The organism is Pseudomonas sp. TNT2022 ID1044 (genome assembly GCF_028656895.1).
Classification (GTDB): Bacteria; Pseudomonadota; Gammaproteobacteria; order Pseudomonadales; family Pseudomonadaceae; genus Aquipseudomonas; species Aquipseudomonas reinekei.
This window is the reverse complement of sequence record NZ_JAMDHB010000022.1, coordinates 77014-99521: the sequence shown is the minus strand read 5'-3', so window position 1 is coordinate 99521 and position 22508 is coordinate 77014. Positions and strand designations below refer to the sequence as shown.

22 protein-coding genes are annotated in these 22508 nt (G+C 59.8%); 15 read left to right on the top strand and 7 right to left on the bottom strand.

Annotated features, from left to right (window positions below; all coding sequences use genetic code 11):
* Nucleotides 1–80 precede the first annotated feature (80 nt).
* From M5G20_RS22740 to M5G20_RS22695, 10 genes are all read left to right on the top strand, one after another.
* Nucleotides 81–830: an electron transfer flavoprotein subunit beta/FixA family protein gene (locus M5G20_RS22740; RefSeq protein WP_075947384.1), complete on the top strand. Its 750-nt coding sequence runs from the start codon at nucleotides 81–83 to the stop codon at nucleotides 828–830.
* Complete coding sequence (locus M5G20_RS22735) at nucleotides 831–1760, top strand: electron transfer flavoprotein subunit alpha/FixB family protein (RefSeq protein WP_056727194.1); 930 nt, start codon at nucleotides 831–833, stop codon at nucleotides 1758–1760.
* Between the two features lie 122 nt (nucleotides 1761–1882).
* Nucleotides 1883–2698, top strand: coding sequence for a substrate-binding periplasmic protein (locus M5G20_RS22730; protein WP_273920986.1), 816 nt, complete (start codon nucleotides 1883–1885; stop codon nucleotides 2696–2698).
* Between the two features lie 9 nt (nucleotides 2699–2707).
* The gene (locus M5G20_RS22725; RefSeq protein ID WP_075947381.1) at nucleotides 2708–3064 is read left to right on the top strand and encodes a DUF4398 domain-containing protein; all 357 of its coding nucleotides are present in this window, start codon (nucleotides 2708–2710) and stop codon (nucleotides 3062–3064) included.
* A complete protein-coding gene (locus M5G20_RS22720) occupies nucleotides 3061–3873 on the top strand; it encodes an OmpA family protein (RefSeq protein ID WP_273920985.1) in 813 nt (270 codons plus the stop codon). Before M5G20_RS22725 ends, M5G20_RS22720 begins: the two co-directional genes overlap by 4 nt.
* A gap of 219 nt (nucleotides 3874–4092) precedes the next feature.
* Nucleotides 4093–5532, top strand: coding sequence for an aminotransferase-like domain-containing protein (locus M5G20_RS22715; protein WP_075947379.1), 1440 nt, complete (start codon nucleotides 4093–4095; stop codon nucleotides 5530–5532).
* An 86-nt stretch (nucleotides 5533–5618) separates the two neighbouring features.
* On the top strand, nucleotides 5619–6086 hold the full coding sequence (locus M5G20_RS22710) for a translation initiation factor 2 (RefSeq protein ID WP_273920984.1): 468 nt from the start codon (nucleotides 5619–5621) through the stop codon (nucleotides 6084–6086).
* Between the two features lie 165 nt (nucleotides 6087–6251).
* Nucleotides 6252–6506 carry a YkgJ family cysteine cluster protein gene (locus M5G20_RS22705; protein WP_273920983.1) on the top strand — a complete coding sequence of 85 codons (255 nt, stop codon included), beginning with the start codon at nucleotides 6252–6254 and terminating at the stop codon, nucleotides 6504–6506.
* A 40-nt stretch (nucleotides 6507–6546) separates the two neighbouring features.
* The gene (locus M5G20_RS22700) at nucleotides 6547–7152 is read left to right on the top strand and encodes an START domain-containing protein (protein WP_273920982.1); all 606 of its coding nucleotides are present in this window, start codon (nucleotides 6547–6549) and stop codon (nucleotides 7150–7152) included.
* Between the two features lie 310 nt (nucleotides 7153–7462).
* Nucleotides 7463–9562: an LTA synthase family protein gene (locus tag M5G20_RS22695; RefSeq protein ID WP_273920981.1), complete on the top strand. Its 2100-nt coding sequence runs from the start codon at nucleotides 7463–7465 to the stop codon at nucleotides 9560–9562.
* Between the two features lie 61 nt (nucleotides 9563–9623).
* On the opposite strand, the gene M5G20_RS22690 is transcribed toward M5G20_RS22695, so the two are convergent.
* A complete protein-coding gene (locus M5G20_RS22690) occupies nucleotides 9624–9782 on the bottom strand; it encodes a DUF3309 family protein (RefSeq protein WP_173668865.1) in 159 nt (52 codons plus the stop codon).
* 280 nt (nucleotides 9783–10062) lie between these two features.
* Here M5G20_RS22690 and M5G20_RS22685 point away from each other — a divergent pair, with 280 nt between their 5' ends.
* From M5G20_RS22685 to csrA, 3 genes are all read left to right on the top strand, one after another.
* Entirely contained in the window at nucleotides 10063–10878 is an 816-nt protein-coding gene (locus tag M5G20_RS22685; RefSeq protein WP_273920979.1) for an SDR family oxidoreductase, read from the top strand.
* A gap of 64 nt (nucleotides 10879–10942) precedes the next feature.
* Nucleotides 10943–11275, top strand: a complete 333-nt coding sequence (locus tag M5G20_RS22680; RefSeq protein ID WP_075947372.1) for a YnfA family protein — start codon at nucleotides 10943–10945, stop codon at nucleotides 11273–11275.
* 153 nt (nucleotides 11276–11428) lie between these two features.
* Nucleotides 11429–11620 carry a carbon storage regulator CsrA gene (gene csrA / locus M5G20_RS22675; RefSeq protein WP_273920977.1) on the top strand — a complete coding sequence of 64 codons (192 nt, stop codon included), beginning with the start codon at nucleotides 11429–11431 and terminating at the stop codon, nucleotides 11618–11620.
* On the opposite strand, the gene M5G20_RS22670 is transcribed toward csrA, so the two are convergent.
* The 5 genes from M5G20_RS22670 to mnmC all read right to left on the bottom strand — a co-directional run bounded on the left by M5G20_RS22670 (nucleotide 11609) and on the right by mnmC (nucleotide 19031).
* The gene (locus M5G20_RS22670; RefSeq protein WP_003199186.1) at nucleotides 11609–11836 is read right to left on the bottom strand and encodes a YheU family protein; all 228 of its coding nucleotides are present in this window, start codon (nucleotides 11834–11836) and stop codon (nucleotides 11609–11611) included. The genes csrA and M5G20_RS22670 overlap by 12 nt on opposite strands.
* 103 nt (nucleotides 11837–11939) lie before the next feature.
* Complete coding sequence (locus M5G20_RS22665; RefSeq protein WP_273920976.1) at nucleotides 11940–13130, bottom strand: osmoprotectant NAGGN system M42 family peptidase; 1191 nt, start codon at nucleotides 13128–13130, stop codon at nucleotides 11940–11942.
* 141 nt (nucleotides 13131–13271) lie between these two features.
* Entirely contained in the window at nucleotides 13272–15023 is a 1752-nt protein-coding gene (ngg, locus tag M5G20_RS22660) for an N-acetylglutaminylglutamine synthetase (protein WP_273920975.1), read from the bottom strand.
* Nucleotides 15024–15026: 3 nt separating this feature from the next.
* Nucleotides 15027–16799 carry an N-acetylglutaminylglutamine amidotransferase gene (locus tag M5G20_RS22655; RefSeq protein WP_273920974.1) on the bottom strand — a complete coding sequence of 591 codons (1773 nt, stop codon included), beginning with the start codon at nucleotides 16797–16799 and terminating at the stop codon, nucleotides 15027–15029.
* 246 nt (nucleotides 16800–17045) lie between these two features.
* The gene (gene mnmC / locus M5G20_RS22650; protein WP_273920973.1) at nucleotides 17046–19031 is read right to left on the bottom strand and encodes a bifunctional tRNA (5-methylaminomethyl-2-thiouridine)(34)-methyltransferase MnmD/FAD-dependent 5-carboxymethylaminomethyl-2-thiouridine(34) oxidoreductase MnmC; all 1986 of its coding nucleotides are present in this window, start codon (nucleotides 19029–19031) and stop codon (nucleotides 17046–17048) included.
* 159 nt (nucleotides 19032–19190) lie between these two features.
* Between mnmC and pap the strand changes: the two genes are divergently transcribed.
* Nucleotides 19191–20714 carry a polyphosphate:AMP phosphotransferase gene (gene pap / locus M5G20_RS22645; protein ID WP_273920972.1) on the top strand — a complete coding sequence of 508 codons (1524 nt, stop codon included), beginning with the start codon at nucleotides 19191–19193 and terminating at the stop codon, nucleotides 20712–20714.
* Between the two features lie 102 nt (nucleotides 20715–20816).
* Nucleotides 20817–22001 (top strand): thiolase family protein, encoded by a 1185-nt coding sequence (locus M5G20_RS22640; RefSeq protein ID WP_273920971.1) that lies wholly within the window; start codon nucleotides 20817–20819, stop codon nucleotides 21999–22001.
* 128 nt (nucleotides 22002–22129) lie between these two features.
* Here the strand turns inward: M5G20_RS22640 and M5G20_RS22635 are convergent, their stop codons facing one another.
* Nucleotides 22130–22324: a DUF6316 family protein gene (locus tag M5G20_RS22635; protein ID WP_273920970.1), complete on the bottom strand. Its 195-nt coding sequence runs from the start codon at nucleotides 22322–22324 to the stop codon at nucleotides 22130–22132.
* Between the last annotated feature and the right edge of the window lie 184 nt (nucleotides 22325–22508).

The window sequence follows — 22508 nt, the reverse complement described above, 5'->3', positions numbered from 1 at the left end:
GGTGCCCTTGCGCCCGATGAGCATCAACCGCCAGGTTCGCCTAGGCGACTTTCTTTTCACCGGAGAGTAACGAGGAATCCATGAAGGTTCTTGTAGCTGTCAAACGCGTTGTGGATTACAACGTCAAGGTCCGCGTCAAGGCGGACAATTCCGGCGTCGATCTTGCCAACGTCAAGATGTCGATGAACCCGTTCTGCGAGATCGCAGTGGAAGAAGCCGTACGCCTGAAAGAGAAAGGTGTTGCGACTGAAATCGTCGTCGTCTCCATCGGCCCGACCACCGCTCAAGAGCAACTGCGCACCGCGCTGGCTCTGGGTGCCGATCGCGCCATCCTCGTCGAATCCGCCGAAGATCTGACTTCCCTGGCTGTTGCCAAACTGTTGAAAGCTGTTGTCGACAAGGAACAGCCACAGCTGGTGATCCTTGGCAAACAAGCCATCGACAGCGACAACAACCAGACTGGCCAGATGCTCGCTGCATTGAGCGGCTACGGTCAGGGCACGTTCGCTTCGAAAGTCGAAATCAGCGGCGACAGCGTTGCTGTCACCCGCGAAATCGACGGCGGCGCGCAGACGGTTTCCCTGAAACTGCCGGCCATCGTCACCACCGACCTGCGTTTGAACGAGCCACGCTACGCGTCTCTGCCAAACATCATGAAAGCCAAGAAGAAGCCTCTCGAAGTGCTGACTCCGGACGCTTTGGGCGTTTCCACCGCCTCCACCAACAAGACCGTAAAAGTCGAAGCGCCTGCTGCACGCAGCGCGGGTATCAAGGTCAAGTCGGTGGCTGAACTGGTCGAGAAACTGAAAAACGAAGCGAAGGTAATCTAAATGACTATCTTGGTTATTGCTGAACACGACAACAAAGTGCTGGCTCCGGCCACGCTGAACACCGTGGCTGCTGCTGCCAAAATCGGCGGTGACATCCACGTTCTGGTTGCAGGCCAGGGCGCTGGCGCCGTGGCTGAAGCCGCTGCGAAAGTGGCTGGCGTGGCTAAAGTGCTGGTAGCCGACAACGCTGCCTACGCTCACCAGCTGCCGGAAAACGTTGCTCCTCTGGTCGCTGAACTGGGCAAGGGCTACAGCCACATCCTGGCTGCCGCTACTTCCAACGGCAAAAACATCCTGCCGCGCGTTGCCGCTGCACTGGACGTTGACCAGATCTCCGAGATCATCTCGGTAGAAAGCGCCGACACTTTCAAGCGTCCGATCTACGCCGGTAACGCCATTGCTACCGTTCAGTCGAACGCTGCCGTGAAAGTGATCACCGTGCGTGCCACCGGTTTTGACCCGGTAGCTGCAGAAGGTGGTTCGGCTGCTGTTGAAGCCGTTGCTGCTGCCCACGACGCTGGCATCTCCAGCTTCGTCGGCGAAGAACTGGCCAAGTCCGATCGTCCGGAACTGACCGCTGCCAAGATCGTCGTTTCCGGCGGCCGCGGCATGCAGAACGGCGACAACTTCAAACACCTGTACGCCCTGGCTGACAAGCTGGGCGCTGCCGTCGGTGCTTCCCGCGCCGCGGTCGACGCAGGTTTTGTTCCGAACGACATGCAGGTCGGTCAGACCGGCAAGATCGTTGCTCCACAGCTGTACATCGCCGTCGGTATCTCCGGCGCGATCCAGCACCTGGCCGGCATGAAAGACTCCAAAGTGATCGTTGCGATCAACAAGGACGAAGAAGCGCCGATCTTCCAGGTGGCCGATTACGGCCTGGTGGCGGACCTGTTCGAAGCCATCCCTGAGCTGGAGAAGCTGGTCTAATCCGGCTGCTTCACTTATAAAGAGCCCGACCTTTTGGTCGGGCTTTTTTTTGCTTGTCTGTAGGAGCCGGCAAGCCGGCTCCTACAGGTGGAAATATCGGGGTTTGAGTGGGGTGTATCGGCATGGATTTGCGTGTTGTGTGGAGTTTGCTGGGGTTGACGCTGTTACCGGGGCTTTGCGCCGCCGCAGGCAAGTGCGAGCGCCTTGTCGTGACCGGCAGCCCCGACGCGCCGCCATATCTGTGGCAAGACCCGCAAAATCCCAAGCACCTGATCGGTGCCAGTGCCGATTTGTTGCAGCAAGTGGCAGGGCAGTTGGGAATCAAGGTCGAACTGCTTTACGCCGGCAAACGCGCTCAGGCTCTGGACGAAGTGCGCAGCGGACGCATGGACATGCTGGCCGACGCGCCCTTGACGGTCAGTGAGCTCGAGTCCCTGGATTACATTCATCCACCGTTGCTGGAAAACGATTATCTGGTCTGGACCCGTAAAGACTCGCCACTGGTTTACAACGATGTGCAGGATCTGCAGGGTCACCCCGGCGCATTGTCGGAAAAGTCTCAATTAACCTCGGCATTCGGCACCTATGCCGAACAGAACTTGACCCTCACCCGTACACCCAATCTGACCCAGGCCTTTCAGAAATTGCTCTTGGGCGAGGTGGAATTTGTCCTCGCCGGACGCTACTCCGGCATGGCGATGGCGCAGACACTGGGCATGGCCAACGACTTGATAGCCCGTGTGCAACCGTTCGACAGGCCGGGGTTGTTTCTGGCGGTTTCCCATAACTCGGCATGCAACGATCCCTGGTTGCGCGGACAGCTGGCCAAAAAGATGACAGAATTGCCCGCGTCCGGACTGACGGAGGCTGTGCTGCAACGCAATATCGAGCGTTGGAATGCGCAACAGAAAGAACCTGTCAGTGCCCCAAAACAGTAGGGATTTTTAGTGAGTATTCGACCTCTTTTCGCTGCCCTGGCCGTTCTGGCTCTGGCGGGTTGTGCAGCCGATCCGGCGCCGAATGAACAAATGCGCCTGACCGAACAGGCACTCGAACAAGCCAAGGCTGTTGGCGCCACTGCCGATGAAGTGCCGGAAATGAAACTGGCCGAAGACAAGTTCAAGCGGGCCAAGGGCAGCATGGCCGACCAGTCTTACAAGAATGCGCGGATGCGGGCCGAGCAGGCCGAGCTGGACGCGCGTCTGGCTGAAGCCCGGGTCCTGACCCTCAAGAGCGAGGAACAGTTGAACGTTCTCAACACCCGCATCGCCCGTCTGCGCAAGCAGTTGGGAGATGCCCAATGAATCTCGGGTCCAAAGTGCTCGGTGGTTTGATCCTGGCCGGTTGCGCCAGCCTCTATGGTTGCGCCGGCCAACACAGCGAGGCGGCGTTGCAGCAGGCAAGTGCCGACTTCCAGAAGGTCAAGGAAGATTCCAATGTGCTGCGTATCGCGCCCAAGGATGTGATTCGTGCCGGTGAGTCCCTCGCTCGGGCCGACCGCTTGTCCACTTACTGGGGCAGTGGTTCGGACGTGTTGCAGTACGCCTATCTGAGCCAGCGCTACAGCGAGATCGCTCGGGAGCACACCAATCAGGTGCTCAACGAAGAGCGCGCAGCCAAGCTCGAACTCGAGCGTCAGCGCCTGCAACTGGCCTTGCGCGAATCCAAGCTGCTCAGCGTGCAGCAACAGGGCAAATGGCTCGAAGAGCAGATCGTGGCGTTGGCGACGACGCAGACTGATCGCGGCTTGGTGATGACCTTGGGCGATGTGCTGTTCGATACCGGTGAAGCGGAGTTGAAAAGCTCGGCCAACCGCGTGGTATTGAAGATCGTGCAGTTCCTGCAGCTCAACCCCAAGCGCGTGGTGCGAATCGAAGGCTACGCCGACAGCACCGGCGGCAAGCAGGAAAACCTCAAACTGTCCCGTGACCGTGCGCAATCGGTGGCGGACGTACTGATGGACCTGGGCATCGAAGACAAACGTATTCAGGTCGAAGGTTATGGCGACGAATACCCGGTGGACGCCAACGCTTCCGAGCGTGGACGTGCGCAGAACCGCCGCGTGGAAATCGTATTCTCCGACGAAAAAGGCCAGCTCGGCGCAGCCCGTTAAGGGCGCTTTCCGCTGAAACTCTGCACTCTTACAAAACCCGGCCTGCCAGACAGCGCCGGGTTTTTTTGTGCCTGCCGAATACCCAGCAAAAACAGTACAGTTTTTGCTGACACTGCACTGTACTGTCGACTATTGTGACAACTGTCCCAGTACACTTCCAAACTGTTCCGGTATTGTTTCACACAAGAATAAAACGCCCGTGAAATCGAGTGCTGCGTCATGACCAATCTCTTGCTTTATCAACGTATTGCTCAGCAACTGGCCGAAGACATCCGTCGTGGTGTCTATCAACCGGGCGAGCGCGTGCCTTCGGTGCGCAAGATGAGTTCGCAGCTCAATGTCAGCCATGCCACGGTTCTGCAGGCGTATGCCAACCTGGAAGATCAGGGCCTGATCCGCGCCCGGCCGCAGTCCGGTTATTACGTGCACCAGACGCCGGCCCTGACAGCGCCGACGCCGGACATCGCCAGGGTCGAGCGTCCGGGCCTGGTCACCCGCAGCAGCATCATCCAGCAGGTGCTGGTCGAGTCGCGCCGCGAAGGTGTGTTCCCGTTAGGGGCTGCCGTGCCAAGTGTCGACTATTTGCCGGTGCGGGCGCTGCATCAGCAATTGGCCAAAGTCACCCGTTTCCATAGTCCCCGTGCGTTCAGCTACATGTTCAGCCCCGGTTTCGAACCGCTGCGCCGGCAAGTGGCGATCCGCATGCGCGATGCCGGTGTCGTGGTCGATCCTTCGGAAGTGGTCATCACCCACGGCTGTGTCGACGCCTTGCAGATGTCGCTGCGGGTGCTGACCCGGCCTGGCGATCTGATCGCCGCCGAGTCGCCGACTTACTACGGTTTGCTGCAACTGGCCGATTTGCTGGGCCTCAAAGTCATCGAAATCCCTAGTGACCCGTCCACCGGCATGAGCCTCGAAGCGCTGCAACTGGCGGCCAACCAATGGTCGATCAAGGCACTGGTGCTGACCACTCGCTTGAGTAATCCGTTGGGCGGCACCATGCCCGAAGAGCGGCAAAAGCAGTTGCTTCGCCTGGCATCGGACTTCGACATTCAGATCGTCGAGGATGATATTTACGGCGAGTTGATGTTCGAGCAGGGGCGCACCAAATCACTCAAGGCCTATGACCGGCTGGATCGGGTTATCTACTGTTCGAGTTTCTCCAAGACCCTGTCACCGGGGGTTCGCATTGGCTGGATGATCGCTGGCAAGTTCCAGCAGGAAATTCAGCGGCTACAGACCTTCAGTACCCATTCAGCCTGCAGCGTCACGCAGATGGGCATTGCCGCCTATCTGGAAAACGGCGGTTACGACCGGCACCTGCGCTACATCCGTCAGGAGTATCGCAAGAACCTCAGTGCCTTCCAGCTCGCGGTGCAACAGTACTTCCCCGAAGGCACGCAGATGACGCGGCCGACGGGCGGTTTCATTTTGTGGGTGAGTCTGCCAGGGCGGGTCAACACCCAGGAATTGCATGTGCGGGCGCTGCAGCAAGGCATCAGTATCGCGCCGGGGCTGATTTTCAGTAACACCGAGCAATTCAATCACTGTATCCGGCTCAACTGCGGTATCCCGTGGAACCGCGAAGCAGAGCGCGCGTTGATGACGCTGGGCATGCTCGCGACCCAGCTCTGCCAGGAGATGGCCGGGGGCCTGTAACGGGGATATGGCGTGACTGAGCGGGCTTGTCTTGTTGGTTGCAACAAGCGAGCATAGGCGTCTCTGCCGTTTGCGCCGTTGGGTCCATGAAACCGAATTTTCCTGCTGCCTGGCTTTTGGTCTGCCTGTTGATCAGCGCTCAGCCGGGATTTGTGATGGCCGCCTCCGCTCAGGAGAAACCCGCGGCAAGCACGCCTTCGAAAAAAAAACCAGCCACCCAACAAACGGTGCCGGCTAAAAAGAAACCTGCTGCGGTTAAAAAGCGTCCGCCCATCGCCTCCAAATCGAAACCGGCCAGTGAAGTGGCGAAAACCCAATTGCCTTCCACCCACCTGGATTTGAGCTTGCCCAAGGACATGGTTGAAGAACTTGATCCGGTCGGCACTGTGCCATTGCCCAAGCGCGAACCTGTGTTGCCGCAAATGTTCGGTGACAAAAGCAGTCAGTTTCAACTCAACGGTCGCTTGATCAGTAACGAAATGCAGCTACAGCTACGCAATGAAGAGCGCCACGAAGTCGAAGGTGCGGCGCTGGAGTTTGAGTTCAAGCGATAAGTCGACGCCATTCGCAACCCCTTCGGCAGACGCCTTGTCGGAGACTGGGCAGTCACGCCGCCGTTCAGGTAAAAACCCATGGCCGGGTAATTTAAAACAACTGTTTTAGCGGTTACTCTGTGCCCCGTCCTTTAATACATTGCTCGTCGTGAGGTGCTTGTCGTCATGAAATGCCGTGAGGGCTGTGGCGCTTGTTGCATTGCCCCTTCCATCAGTTCGCCGATTCCCGGAATGCCCCAGGGCAAAGCTGCCGGTGAACGCTGCCTGCAATTGTCTGCCGATAATCTGTGCAATATTTTCGGCCAACCGGAGCGTCCAGCCGTGTGTTCGGCATTCGAGGCGGATGTTGAGGTGTGTGGCAGCAGCAGTGAAGAAGCCATCAGGCTGATTGGCTGGTGGGAGCAAATGACGGCGGCGTAATGTGTCAACGAACGGAACTTCAACAATAAGGAATAACATGATGGGTTCGCTGCATCGTATCGCTGTGTTGTGTGGTTTGACGGCTGTATTGGCCACTTCGGTTGCACAGGCCGAAGACTGGAAAGTCGCCAAGAACGAAGACGGCATCAAGGTCTCCCTGAGTGAAGTGGCGGGTTCGGACTACAAGGCCTATCAGGGTGTGACCCTGATGAAAACCACCATGGCCAAGCTGCGCGCGCTGCAGGAAGACGTATCCGGTGCCTGCGCCTGGATCCACGAGTGCAAGAGCCAGAAGTTGCTCAAGCACGAAGGTGACCAGAGCTGGACATACACTCAATTCAATACGCCATGGCCGGTCACCCCGCGTGACTCGGTGTTGCACATCACCACCGTTGAAGGTGCCGACGGCAGCCTGACCCGCAAGCTTGAAGGCGTGCCCACGTACATTCCCGAAGAAAAGGGGTTTGTGCGGGTGACCAAGATTGAAGGCTTCTGGAAGTTCGTGCCCAAGGGCGATCAGATTGAAGTGACTTATCAGGTTCACACCGAGCCGGGTGGCAGTATTCCTTCGATGGTTGCCAACAAGTTTGTGGTAGATGCGCCGTTCAATACGCTGAAAAATCTGAAGACTCGCGCCGAGAAGTGATGATGTTGCTGGTACTGCGCCCTGACTTGCTCGGGGCGTTTTGTTTGCAGCCTACCCGGCGTACCTGGTGTGTACGTCCCCGACGTCCAGACGTGTTTCTTTTGTTTCCAAATATGCTTTGCACATAATTTTCACAATGCCTCCAAGACAATTCGCCCGCGTTTGCTTCGACGACAGTAATCAATGGCAATGCCGCCGTTGATCGTGCAACATTTGCGCACCGCGCAAGCCCCGGGGCCGGGTATTGGCCAATAGAGGGCAAGGCGCCGCTGTATTTGAAACTTCAACTTCCAATGGGTCCTACAACGACATGGCAATTCCGGACGCCCTGAGTCAGCAGCGAGCTTCGAGTCGCCTGCTGCAACCGACCGTCAAATCGCATCTGGCCTACACGCTGCTGTGTGCCTTGGTGATGATGGTGATGTTTTCCGCGCTGCGCCTTGCGCTGCTGGTCTACAACCGCGAAATGATCCTCGATACACCGGCCTCGACCTTTTTCGAAGCGTTTGCCAACGGCCTGCGTTTCGACCTGCGTCTGGTGGTCTACCTCAGCATCCCGTTGATCCTGGCACTGTTCAGCGCCCGGGCCATGGCCGCGCGCGGGTTCTTTCGCTTCTGGCTGACCATTGCGTCCAGCATCGCGTTGTTCCTGGGCTTGATGGAGATGGACTTCTACCGTGAATTCCACCAGCGCCTCAACGGACTGGTGTTCCAGTATGTGAAAGAAGATCCGAAAACCGTGATGAGCATGCTCTGGTACGGTTTTCCGGTGGTCCGCTACCTGCTGGCCTGGGCCGTTGGTACCTGGCTCCTGAGCCTGGCGTTCAAGGGCGCAGACCGAGCGACCCGTCCTCGTGGTCCGTTCAGCGGCGGCAGCATCAGTACCCGCCAGGTTGCACCGTGGTACGCACGCATCATGGTCTTTGTGGTCTGCCTGCTGATTTGTGTGGTCGCCGCTCGTGGCACCTTGCGCCAGGGCCCGCCAATGCGTTGGGGTGATGTCTACACCACCGATTCCAACTTCGCCAACCAACTGGGCCTGAACGGCACGCTTTCTCTGGTCGCCGCGGCGAAGAGCCGGATGTCCGAAGATCGCGACAACATCTGGAAAGCCACGTTGCCGCAACCGATGGCGCAGCAGACCGTGCGCGACATGCTGGTGATGAAGGACGACAAACTGGTGGATGGCGAAACCGCCGCAGTACGTCGTGACTACACGCCGCCTGCCGACAAGACCCTGCCGATCAAGAACGTCGTCGTGATCCTGATGGAAAGCATGGCCGGTCACTCGGTCGGTGCGTTGGGCGCCTCGGGAAATATCACGCCATACCTCGACAAGCTGTCGAAGGAAGGCCTGCTGTTCGACCGTTTCTTCTCTAACGGTACCCACACCCACCAGGGCATGTTCGCCACCATGGCGTGCTTCCCGAACCTGCCGGGCTTCGAGTACCTGATGCAGACCCCGGAAGGCAGCCACAAATTGTCCGGCCTGCCCCAGTTGCTCAGCGCCCGTGACTACGACGACGTTTACGTCTACAACGGTGACTTCGCCTGGGACAATCAGTCGGGTTTCTTCAGCAACCAGGGCATGACCAACTTCATCGGGCGTAACGACTTCGTTAACCCGGTGTTCTCCGATCCGACGTGGGGCGTGTCCGACCAGGACATGTTCGACCGTGGTCTGGTTGAACTGAAGGCCCGTGACGGCAAGGACAAGAAACCGTTCTATGCCTTGCTGCAAACCCTGTCCAACCACACCCCTTACGCCTTGCCGACGCCATTGCCGGTCGAGCGCGTGACCGATCGTGGCAGTCTGAACGAGCACTTGACGGCCATGCGTTACTCGGACTGGGCGTTGGGGCAGTTCTTCGAGAAAGCCCGCAAGGAGCCGTACTTCAAGGAGACCCTGTTTGTGGTGGTCGGCGACCACGGTTTCGGCAACGAGCGGCAGATCACCGAAATGGACCTGGGTCGTTTCAACGTGCCGATGCTGCTGATCGCACCAGGCATCCAGGAAAAATTCGGCACACTGAACCACACCGTGGGTACGCAGATCGACATCGTACCGACCATCATGGGGCGTCTCGGTGGTGAAGTGCGTCATCAGTGCTGGGGGCGTGACCTGCTCAACCTGCCTGAAGGCGATACCGGTTTTGGTGTGATCAAGCCATCGGGCAGCGAACAGACCACGGCCATCGTCACGGCAGACCAGATTCTGGTTCTGCCACGGGACAAGGACATGGCGCCGAAAATGTACCAGTACGAACTGGGTGCCAAGCCGCACGCCGAGGTTGTACCGGATGCACCGCGCACCGCCGAATTGAAAACCAAGCTTGAAGCGTTCCTGCAAACAGCGACCAAGAGCTTGATCGATAACACTGCCGGTGTTGTCGACGGCACGCCGGACTAAACGGTGACGCAATAAAAAAGAGGCCCTTGAACAGGGCCTCTTTTTTTTGCTTTTTAAACCGTCATATTTTGCCGAGTAACAACAGAATCAGTATCACCACCAACACCACGCCAATGATACCGGACGGGCCATAACCCCAACTTCTGGAGTGCGGGAAGACCGGCAGACCACCGATCAGTAACAAAATCAGAATGACGAGAAGAATTGTGCCCATGTCTATTTCCTTGCTGTAAGAGTTCAGGAATGACGTTGCCGTTATCAGTCAGCGGGAATGTCATTAATTCGAGCTGCTTAAAACTTCCGACCCTCGCGCTCGAAAAATAATTCCAAGTTTTTTTGCTGTTTTTCGAACCAAAGCCCATTCCAGTTCTTGTTGTATTAGTTGGTTCAGCCGTTCCGCCGGTTTGCTCGGGCCATTCAGCAATCTGATGGAGCGTGGGTCGGGCAATATCCTTCGCTACACTCGACGCATCTTCCCCGGAACAACAAGGCTGTTTGCTATGCAAAATCGCATGATGATCACTGGCGCAGGCTCTGGCCTGGGTCGCGAAATCGCGCTGCGCTGGGCGCGTGAGGGCTGGCAACTGGCCTTGTCGGACGTCAGTGAGCCCGGCCTGCAGGAAACCCTCAAATTGGTGCGCGAAGCGGGCGGCGACGGTTTTATCCAGCGTTGTGATGTCCGCGATTACAGCCAGCTGACCGCGTTCGCCCAGGCTTGCGAAGTGAAGCTCGGTGGCATCGATGTCATCGTCAATAACGCCGGCGTGGCGTCGGGTGGGTTCTTCAGTGAATTGTCCCTGGAAGACTGGGACTGGCAGATCGCGATTAACCTGATGGGCGTGGTCAAGGGCTGCAAGGCCTTCCTGCCGCTGCTGGAAAAGAGCAAAGGCAAGATCATCAACATCGCATCGATGGCAGCGTTGATGCAGGGCCCGGCCATGAGTAACTACAACGTGGCCAAGGCTGGCGTGGTGGCTTTGTCCGAAAGCCTGCTGATCGAACTGGCTCAACAGGAAGTCGGCGTGCATGTGGTATGCCCGTCTTTCTTCCAGACCAACTTGCTGGACTCTTTCCGTGGCCCGACCCCGGCGATGAAAGCCCAGGTCGGCAAGTTGCTGGAAAGTTCGCCGATCAGCGCCGCTGACATCGCCGACTACATCTATCAGCAGGTCGCTGCCGGCGAGTTCATGATTTTGCCCCACGAGCAGGGCCGCATGGCGTGGGCACTGAAACAGAAGAACCCGCAATTGCTCTACAACGAAATGACGATCATGGCTGACAAGATGCGCGCCAAGGCCAAACAAAACGCAAGCTGAACTTGCCCGCGCGCGACGGCATCGTTAGGGTGGCCGCCATCGGCCACTCTTACGAGACGTTCGCATGCTCAACTACCTGTGGTTCTTCCTGGCCGCGCTGTTCGAAATCGCCGGTTGCTTCGCGTTCTGGATGTGGTTGCGCCAGGGTAAAAGCGCCTGGTGGATTGTGCCGGCGCTGCTTAGCCTGACCTTGTTCGCACTGTTGCTGACCCGCATCGAGTCGACTTATGCCGGTCGCGCCTATGCCGCCTATGGTGGCATTTACATCATTGCTTCGATTGGCTGGCTGGCGGTGGTCGAACGGATTCGTCCGCTGGGCTCGGACTGGATCGGCGTGGCGTTGTGCGTGATCGGCGCCAGCATCATCTTGTTCGGCCCACGCTTTTCCGCCTCCTGAAAACGGGCGGTACTTTCTACAAGCTTTGTCAGACGTTTCCGTCAGCACCTTGGTCGCAGGCTGTAAGTTCAGTCTGGATTACCGTTGCTGCCTTGAAGGCCCGACCTGCGCCGGGCATCTTCTGGGTTCGGTAATCCTCAAAGGACCAAGGCCATGCTTGTACTCAGTCGCGTTGTGGGCGAAAAGATTTCCATCGGTGACGACATTTCCATCCGCGTTGTCGCCGTCAATGGCAACAACGTGCGTTTCGGCATCGATGCGCCGAAGACCGTCAGTGTGCATCGTTCGGAGATTTACGATCGCATCAAGCGCAAGCTGCCCCGACCGAAAGAATCAGTCGAATAGATGCTTGGGCACGTCGTGCTTGAGCATCAGCTGGCACTGTTCGCTTTCCGGGTCGAAGACGATCAATGCCTGGCCCTTGGTCAATGCCTGGCGCACCCTAAGAACACGGGTTTCCAGCGGCGTGTCGTCGCCATTGTCGGTGCCGTCGCGGGTCACGAAATCCTCGATCAGGCGGGTGAGGGTGTCGACTTCAAGTTGGTCGTGGGGGATGAGCATAGGCACCTCGGGTGAACAATGTGGCGATGCTACGGCGAATGGGTGAGTGCGGCTAGATCTGACGCCTCGGTTGACGCCAGATCAGTCAACAAAAATGCAGTGATCAACTATCCGACCGCTGCCCTACGAGGCTGTCCACCGATGGCACCCGCGTATCGCTTTCCATCTGGGTATCGTGCTCGATCTGGTGGCTGAACCGGTCCAGTGATCCCGTGGCAGGTTGGGCGTCGCTGGCGAAGACCGGCGGGCTGAGGATGTAGGCGCCGAGCAGGCGGCTCAGGGCTGCAAGGCTGTCGATGTGGGTACGTTCGTAGCCATGGGTCGCGTCGCAGCCGAAAGCGAGCAGGGCGGTGCGGATGTCATGGCCGGCGGTGACCGCCGAGTGCGCATCGCTGAAGTAGTAGCGGAACAGATCGCGGCGCACGGGCAAGTCGTTATCGCTGGCCAGGCGCAGCAAATGTCGCGACAGGTGGTAGTCGTAAGGTCCGCCCGAGTCCTGCATCGCGATGCTCACTGCGTGTTCGCTGGAGTGCTGGCCCGGGGCGACTGGCGCGATGTCGATGCCGACGAATTCGCTGACGTCCCACGGCAATGCCGCCGCGGCGCCGCTGCCGGTTTCCTCGGTGATGGTGAACAGGGGATGACAGTCGATCAGCAGCTCCTCCCCACTGTCGACGATTGCTTTCAGCGCCGCCAGCAGTGCCGCGACCCCGGCCTTGTCGTCGAGGTGACGGGCACTGATGTGACCGCTTTCGGTGAATTCCGGCAGCGGGTCGAAGGCGACGAAATCGCCGACGCTGATGCCCAGCGAATCGCAATCGGCGCGCGTCGCGCAGTAGGCATCCAGACGCAGTTCGATGTGGTCCCAACTGATCGGCATTTCATCCACGGCCGTGTTGAAGGCATGCCCGGACGCCATCAACGGCAACACGCTGCCACGGATCACACCATTGTCGGTGAACAGGCTCACCCGGCTGCCCTCGGCAAAGCGGCTGGACCAGCAACCTACCGGGGCCAGGGTCAGGCGACCGTTATCCTTGATGGCCCGCACGGCTGCACCGATGGTGTCCAAGTGGGCGGAAACGGCGCGGTCGGGGCTGTTCTTCTTGCCCTTGAGGGTGGCGCGGATGGTGCCGCGACGGGTCATTTCAAAGGGAATGCCCAGCTCTTCCAGGCGTTCGGCGACGTAGCGCACGATGGTGTCGGTGAACCCGGTAGGGCTGGGAATGGCGAGCATTTCCAGCAGGACTTTTTGCAGATAAGCGAGGTCGGGTTCCGGGTATTGAATAGTCATGGAAACTCCTGATGAGTGAAGAGCATCGATGGTTTCGATGAGTGAGAACGTTGTCGTCGTTGAGCGGCCATCGCGAGCAGGCTCGCTCCTGCATTGGAACGCGTCACCCTGTAGGAGCGGGCTTGCCGATCAGGCTCTACATCAATAGGAAGCTGCTGGCTGGCTATGCGGAAACAACAAATCCACAAAACGCTCAGCCGTCGGTTGCGGCTCGTGGTTGGCCAGCCCGGCGCGTTCATTGGCTTCGATAAACACATACTCCGGCTGATCGGCGGCAGTCACCATCAGATCGAGGCCCACCATCGGGATATCCAGCGCGCGGGCGGCTCGAACGGCAGCGTCCACCAGGGTCGGGTGCAGGATCGCGGTGACGTCCTCGAGAACGCCGCCGGTATGCAGATTCGCCGTACGCCGCACGAACAGATGCTCGCCCGCCGGCAGGATGCTGTTGTAGTCGTAACCGGCCGCGAGCAAGGTGCGCTGGGTTTCATGGTCCAGGGGGATTTTGCTTTCGCCGTCGGTGGCCGCCTGGCGACGCCGGCTCTGGGCTTCGATCAGCGCGCCGACCGAATGCTGACCATCACCCACCACTTCCGCCGGCCTGCGAATGGCCGCCGCCACCACTTCAAAGCCGATCACCAGAATGCGCAGATCGAGGCCTTCATGGAAGCTTTCCAGCAACACACGACTGTCGAACTGGCGGGCTGACTCGATGGCCTGCTGGACCTCTTCGATGCTCTGCAAATCCACCGCCACGCCCTGGCCTTGTTCACCGTCCAGCGGTTTGACCACCACACGTTGGTATTCGTCGAGGAACGCCAGGTTGTCATCGGCATTTGCGGCCAGTTGTTGCGCAGGCAAGTTCAAGCCGGCGGCCTTGAGCACTTTGTGGGTCAGGCTTTTGTCCTGGCACAGGCTCATGCTGATGGCACTGGTCAGGTCGCTGAGCGATTCACGGCAGCGAACACGTCGCCCGCCGTGACTGAGGGTGAACATGCCGGCCTCGGCGTCATCGACATGCACATCGATGCCGCGTCGATGCGCTTCTTCGACGATGATCCGCGCGTATGGATTGAACTCGGCTTCGGGGCCCGGACCGAGAAACAACGGCTGATTGATGCCGTTCTTGCGCTTGATGGCGAATGTCGACAGGTTGCGAAAGCCAAGCTTGGCGTAAAGGTTTTTCGCCTGGCGATTGTCGTGCAACACCGACAAGTCGAGGTAACTCAGCCCGCGGCTCATGAAATGTTCGATCAAATGCCGCACCAGCACTTCACCGACGCCAGGCCGCGAACAATGCGGGTCGACCGCCAGGCACCAGAGGCTGCTGCCGTTCTCCGGATCGTTGAATGCCTTGTGATGATTGAGGCCCATGACGCTGCCGATGACCGCGCCGCTGTCCTCGCCTTCGGCCAGCCAGTACACCGGGCCGCCGAGGTGTCGCGGGGTCAGCAAAGTAGCGTCGATCGGCAGCATGCCGCGTGCCTGGTACAACTGATTGATCGCACTCCAGTCCGCGTCGCTCTGGGCGCGGCGAATGCGAAAGCCGCGAAACACCCGAGTGGCCTGGCGGTAGTCGCTGAACCACAGGCGCAAGGTGTCGGAGGGGTCGAGAAACAACTGGGTCGGTTCCAGCCCCAGCACTTGCTGGGGGGCGGCGACGTACAGCGCAATATCGCGTTCGCCGGGTTGCTCGTTGAGCAGCTCCTTGGCGAGGCTGGCCGGATCGGCAAAGGTATGGCCGATCAGCAGGCGGCCCCAGCCGCAATGCAGGGCAATCGGCTCGCCGCCCAGTGCGCTGCCGTCTTCGGCCAGACGCGCCTGCAAGCGTTCGTAGGAGGGCGCCTGACCGCGTAACAAGCGTTGGCTGAACGCCGTGGCGTGAGGTTTCATCGATCAGATTCCTTGTTCACTGAGCCACAGGTTCAGGGCCGCCAGTTGCCACAGCTTGGAGCCGCGCAGCGGGGTCAGTTGCCCTTGCGGGTCAGTCAGCAGCCGGTCGAGCATGGCCGGGTTGAACAGGCCGCGATCCTGGCTAGGGTCGAGCAACAACTCGCGCACCCAGTTCAGCGTGTCACCCTGCAAATGCTTGAGACCCGGCACCGGGAAGTAGCCTTTCTTGCGGTCGATCACTTCACTCGGGATCACCCGTCGCGCGGCTTCCTTGAGCACCTGTTTGCCACCGTCCGGCAGTTTGAATTTACCCGGCACTCGGGCCGACAACTCCACCAGGCGATAGTCGAGAAACGGTGTGCGTGCTTCCAGGCCCCAGGCCATGGTCATGTTGTCGACGCGTTTGACCGGGTCGTCCACCAGCATCACCGTACTGTCCAGGCGCAGGGCTTTGTCTACCGCTGCATCGGCACCCGGTTGTGCGAAATGGGTTTTGACGAAGTCACCGGCGGCGTCATTGTCGGTCAGCCACTTCGGCTGCACGGTGGCGGCGTAGTCGTCGTAGCTGCGGTCGAAAAACGCTTCGCGATAGGCCGCATACGGATCGCTGGCGCCGTCCACCTGCGGGTACCAGTGGTAACCGGCAAACAGTTCGTCGGCGCCCTGGCCGCTTTGCACCACTTTGCAATGCTTGGCCACCTCCCGGGACAGCAGATAGAAGGCGATGCAATCGTGGCTGACCATCGGCTCGCTCATCGCGCGGAACGCGGCGGGCAGTTGCTCGATGATCTCTTTTTCATCGATGCGCAGTTGATGGTGTTGGGTGCCGTAGTGTTTGGCGATCAGGTCCGAATACTGGAACTCGTCGCCACGCTCGCCACCGGCATCCTGGAAGCCGATGGAAAACGTCGACAGGTGTTCAACACCGACTTCACGCAACAAGCCCACCAGCATGCTCGAATCGACACCGCCGGAAAGCAGCACGCCAACATCGACCGCTGCCCGTTGGCGAATCGCTACGGCCTCGCGGGTGCTGTCGAGCACACGGTCGCACCAGTCTTCGAGTGTCAGATTCATCTCATCGGCGCGTGGGCCGTAGGGCAGGGTCCACCAGGTTTTTTGCTCGGTACGGCCATCCGCTTCGATGCGCATCCAGGTCGCGGGCGGCAGTTTTTCGATGCCGGCCAGCAAGGTGCGTGGCGCCGGGACCACGGCATGAAAGTTCAGATAATGATTGAGCGCCACCGGGTCGAGGATCGGGTTGATGTCGCCACCCTTGAGCAGCGCCGGCAACGCCGAGGCAAAGCGCAGGCGCTGGCCGGTGCGCGACAGGTACAGCGGTTTTACACCGAGACGGTCGCGGGCAATGAACAGGCGTTGCGCATCACGCTCCCAAATGGCGAAGGCGAACATGCCGTTGAGTTTCGGCAGCAGCGCTTCACCCCAGGCGTGGAAGCCTTTGAGCAGCACTTCGGTGTCGCCACCGGAATAGAAGGCATAACCGAGCGCTTCCAGCTCGGCACGCAATTCGGGGTAGTTGTAGATGGCGCCGTTGAAGGCCAGGGACAAGCCCAGTTGGTTGTCGATCATCGGCTGCGCCGAGCCGTCCGACAGGTCCATGATTTTCAGGCGTCTGTGGCCCAGGGCAATCGGCCCCTGGCTGTGAAAACCCCAGGCATCGGGGCCGCGTGGTGCCAGGTGATGGGTAATTCGTTCAACCGCCGCGAGGTCTGCAGGTTGATGATCAAAACGTAACTCGCCAGCTAATCCGCACATAAATTCCTTACCGGTTTTTCCGTTGGGGAGGGGCAATCGATACCGCGCCAAAACGGCGGGTACTCAGAAACTGACCCGGCTCAATCCCCGGAGTTTTAGACCGATAAGTTATAAAGAGCGCTAGCCCTCCCGGTTGGGCGACGGTCACCCAACCTGTAGGCGTCGGCTTGCTGGCGATGGCGTCCATGGATTTGGCGCTGGGTTTGAGGCCCTGTCGCCAGCAAGCCGGCTCCTGCAAGGGGCGCGTCAGGCGTGGGTGCGGCGGATCAGGTTGCGCAGTGCAAACCGGTTCGGGTGACAGGCTTCGGCCACGCTTCTGGGCAGGGGCAAGGGTTCATCATCCAGCCAGGCGGCCAACAGTTCTCCGGACAGCGGTGCGGTGATCAAGCCGCGTGAGCCATGACCACTGTTGACGTACAAACCGTCGAGCCACGGGCATTCGATATCCGGCACCTGCCGGGCGTCCTTGCTCAGGGCGGCGTAAGCCTGGGTAAATGCCTGGCTGTCAGCCAGCGGTCCGACGATTGGCAGGTAGTCGGGGCTGGTGCAGCGAAATGCGGCGCGCCCCTGGAGGCTTTCAGGGGCCAGTTCGGCGATGCGTAATCGGCTGACCAGATCCTCGGAAATCTCTTCGAGCATGGCCAGGTTGCCCAGGTGTTCAGCGGTGGTCGGGGTCAGGTCATCGCTCTTGAAGTCGAAACTCGCGCCCAGTGTGTGCTCGCCCAGACGCGCCGGGGCGACATAGCCCTCGGCGCAGACCACCGTGCTTAACGCCTGACTTTGCGGGGTTTGCATCAGGCGGGTGATTTGCCCGCGAATGCGTTTGAGCGGCAGCCCGGCGCTTTGCGCAAAGCGCTGGATCTCGGCGGCACCGGCCAGCACCACCACCGCAGCGCTGCCGAGCAAGCGTTCGCCGTCCCAGGCTTGCCACTGGCCATCGACCTTGCGCAATTGCACGGCATCGTGATGCGTCAGTAATTGAATGTCGGGGTGCGCGGCCTGCCATTGGCACAACGCCGGAGGATGCACCCAGCCACCTTCGGGATAGTACAAACCACCGTGCGTCAGGCCGATCCCCGCCAGCGCTTGGGCCTGGGGCTGCTCGACCAGGTGCAGCAGGTCCGCAGGAAACGCCTCGGCCAGTTGCGCCTGACGCTCGCCTTCCTTGGCGTTGAACGCCAGTTGCAGCACGCCGCAATCGTCCCAATCAGTGCCGCGTTGCAGGTGTTCGAGTTGGCGTCGGGTGTAACCGAAACCGCTGACGATCATTTGCGACAGCGCGGTGCCGTGAGCGGATAACTTGAGGTAAAGCACGCCTTGCGGATTACCGGAGGCTTCCTGGGCAATGTTGGCGTGGCGCTCGAGCACGGTCACCTGCCAGCCCCGCGCCGCGAGGCTGGCCGCGCTGGCACAACCGGCCAGTCCGGCGCCGATCACCAGTGCGCGGCGTTCACCGGCCAGCGGTGCAGGTCGGGCGAACCAGGGTTTGGCTGGCAAAGGCGCGGGAACCTCCTGCGGCCAACCCAGAAACTCACCGCGCAGGATCTCCCATTTATGGCCGATGCCCGGCGTGCGTTTCATCTTGAAACCGGCGGCGTTGAGTAGTCGCCGGACCCAACCGGTGCTGGTGAACGTGCTGATGGTCGAGCCTGGGGCGGCCAGTCGCGCCAGTTCGACGAACAGTTCGGCGGTCCACATGTCAGGATTTTTCGCCGGGGCAAACCCGTCGAGAAACCAGGCGTCGATTTGTGCGTCCAGTTGCGGCAGTTGCTCCAGCGCATCACCGATCAGCAAGGTCAGGGTTACCCGACCGTTGGCCAGCGTCAGCCGCTGAAAGCCTTGATGGATGGCCACGTATTGCGCCAGCAATTGATCGGCCAACACGTTGAGTTCGGGCCACAGCGCCAGGGCGCGTTGCAGGTCGGCGGGGCTCAACGGGTACTTTTCGACACTGACAAAATGCAGCCGCGCACCGGCCGGCGCGTGTTGCTCGAACACCTGCCACGCACACAGAAAATTCAGCCCGGTACCAAACCCTGTCTCGCCGATAACCAGCCGGCCACCTTGCGGCAACGCGGCAAACCGTTCAGCCAGGCGGTTCTGCTCGATGAACACGTAGCGGGTTTCGTCCAGCCCCGACTTATCGGAGAAATACACATCGTCGAACAGGCGCGAATAGGGACGACCCTGGTCGTCCCAGTCGAGCTGGGCGTGGGGCAATTCAGGTTTCATGGCGGGCTCGGTCACGGCAAGGTGGCCATTCTAGCTGATCGCGGGGCCGTGCTTGATCCGCTTTTGTGGCGAGGGAGCTTGCGCCTGCAAAAATTGGATTTCTTCCACGTGACACCGGTCAATCCGCTAGTCTTGCTCACATCTGGAAGGGAGCCATCCATGTTCGAATCCGCTGAAATCGATCACGCCATCGACAAAGAAACCTACGACGCCGAAGTACCCGCGCTGCGCGAAGCTTTGCTGGAAGCGCAATTTGAGCTGCAGCAGCAGCACCGGTTTCCGGTGATCATCCTGATCAACGGCATCGAAGGCGCCGGCAAGGGCGAGACGGTGAAATTGCTCAACGAGTGGATGGACCCACGCTTGATCGAGGTCCGCACGTTCGATCAGCAAACCGATGAAGAGCTGGCGCGGCCGCCGGCCTGGCGTTACTGGCGGATGCTGCCGGCCAAGGGGCGCATGGGCGTTTTCTTCGGTAATTGGTACAGCCAGATGCTGCAGGGCAGGGTGCATGGCGAATTCAAGGACCCGCGTCTCGATCAAGCCATCAACGGTGCCGAGCGCCTGGAAAAGATGCTGTGCGATGAAGGCGCGCTGATCGTCAAATTCTGGTTCCACCTTTCCAAGAAACAGATGAAGGCGCGCCTCAAGGCGTTGGCTGACGATCCATTGCACAGCTGGCGCATCAGCCCGCTGGACTGGCAGCAATCGCAGACCTACGACCGCTTCGTGAAGTTCGGCGAGCGGGTTTTGCGTCGCACCAGTCGTGACTATGCGCCGTGGCACGTCATCGCCGGGATGGACGCGCGGTATCGCAGCCTGGTGGTGGGCAAGATTTTGCTCGACAGCCTGAACGGTGCGTTGAAGCGGCCGAAGATCCATCCGGAAAAAGTCAGCGCCGCACCGGTGTTCCCCAGCGTCGATCATGTCAACCTGCTCGACAGCCTGGACCTGAGCCTGCACCTGGAAAAAGACGATTACGAGGAACAGTTGGTGACCGAGCAGGCACGGCTTTCCGGGTTGATGCGTGACAAACGCATGCGCCGTCACGCGCTGGTGGCGGTGTTCGAAGGCAATGACGCCGCGGGCAAGGGCGGGGCGATTCGGCGAGTGGCGGCGGCGCTTGACCCACGGCAATACAACATCGTGCCGATTGCCGCGCCCACTGAAGAAGAGCGCGCGCAGCCGTACCTGTGGCGCTTCTGGCGACACCTGCCGGCGCGGGGCAAGTTCACCGTGTTCGACCGCTCCTGGTATGGCCGGGTGCTGGTGGAGCGTATCGAGGGCTTTTGCAGCCCCGCGGACTGGTTGCGCGCCTACAGTGAAATCAATGACTTCGAAGAGCAGATCGCCGATGCCGGGGTGGTCGTGGTCAAGTTCTGGCTGGCCATCGACAAACAGACGCAACTGGAACGCTTCCAGGAGCGCGAAAACATCCCCTTCAAGCGCTTCAAGATCACCGAGGATGACTGGCGCAATCGGGACAAGTGGGACGACTATCGCGCCGCTGTCGGCGACATGGTCGACCGCACCAGCACTGAAATCTCGCCGTGGACATTGATTGAAGCCAACGACAAGCGCTGGGCGCGGGTCAAGGTCTTGCGCACCATCAATCAGGCACTGGAAGACGCCTTCGAGAAGTCCGACAAGCGCGCCAGCAAGGAAAACAAAAGCAAGAAGTGAGGCGATGTTTGCGCATACGCGGGGTGAATGATTGTCGCGGTCGGTAATTGGGTGGGCTTATGCTCGGTCCATTCTCAACCGACAACAACAATGAGGTATGCCATGCGTGAAGTGGTGATCGTCGACAGCGTGCGGACCGGCCTGGCCAAATCCTTTCGCGGCAAGTTCAACCAGACCCGTCCGGATGACATGGCCGCGCATTGCGTCAACGCCTTGCTGGCGCGCACCGGTATCGACCCGGCCAGCGTCGAGGACTGCATCGTCGGCGCCGGCTCCAATGAAGGCGCCCAGGGCTACAACATCGGTCGCAACGTCGCGGTGCTGTCGCGTTTGGGCATCGGCACCGCCGGCATGACCCTCAACCGCTTCTGCTCGTCTGGCCTGCAGGCGATAGCCATCGCCGCCAACCAGATCGCTTCGGGTTGCAGCGACATCATTGTCGCCGGTGGTGTCGAGTCGATCAGCCTGACCATGAAAAGCGTCAACACCGATCACCTGATCAACCCGCTGCTCAAGGAGCAGGTGCCGGGTATTTATTTCCCGATGGGCCAGACCGCCGAAATCGTCGCTCGCCGCTACAGCGTCAGTCGCGAAGAACAGGATCTGTACGCCCTGCAAAGTCAGCAACGCACCGCCCAGGCGCAGGCTGCCGGGCTGTTCGACGATGAAATCGTGCCGATGGCGGTGAAGTACCGCGTTGAGGACAAGGCCACCGGTCAGGTTCAGATCCTCGACGCAATCGTTGATCGCGATGACTGCAACCGCCCGGACACCACGCTGCAAAGCCTGGCCGGATTGAATCCGGTGTTCGCCGAGGATGGTTCGGTCACGGCGGGCAACTCGTCGCAGTTGTCGGACGGTGCTTCGATGACCTTGGTGATGAGCCTGGAAAAAGCCCTGGCGCTGGGCTTGAAGCCGAAAGCGTTTTTCCGTGGATTCACCGTGGCAGGTTGCGAACCGGATGAAATGGGCATCGGCCCGGTGTTCTCGGTGCCGAAACTGCTCAAGGCCAAGGGGTTGCAGATTGGCGATATCGATCTGTGGGAACTCAACGAAGCGTTCGCCTCGCAGTGCCTGTACGCGCGTAATCGGCTGGAGATCGATAACGACAAGTACAACGTCAACGGCGGCTCGATCTCCATCGGCCACCCGTTCGGCATGACCGGTTCGCGTCAGGTCGGGCACATTGTTCGCGAGTTGCAGCGGCGTAATCTGCGCTACGGCATCGTGACGATGTGTGTGGGTGGCGGGATGGGCGCTAGCGGATTGTTTGAGGCGGTGCGGTAAACGCGTCGGATTTTGTTGGTGACTGTTATATAGCTATCGCTAGCAGGCTAGCTGCCCACACTGGATCTGTGTCGCCTATCAGACCCCTGTGGGAGCTAGCTGCCTGCTAGCGATAAAGGCGACTCGGTTTATCTATTTGCCGCCATATTCTGCATCCGCTCAATGTAAGCCTGAACCTCCCGCGCAGCCGCCTCGGCACTCTCAAACGGCCCCTCCAGGGTGTTTTCCCGGGTGCTGAAAAACAACTCTCCATTGACCCGACACAACCGGTCGCTGCGAAAGTGCAGGGCGGGGGCGTTGTCCTGGGCACGCATGCCGTACATGGCGAACTCCTGATGGATTCCTGGTGTGGATCCAATCAGCTTATGCAAGAACCACTTGCGGCGCCTGGCGATCCGATCGACGGCAGATCGCCAATTTAGCGTTGCGACCTGCACAGTTTCATTCGCGGCCAGGCCCTAACTGTCCCTGTGTAGCGCGGGCCAGTGCGCCTAGAATGCGGTGACT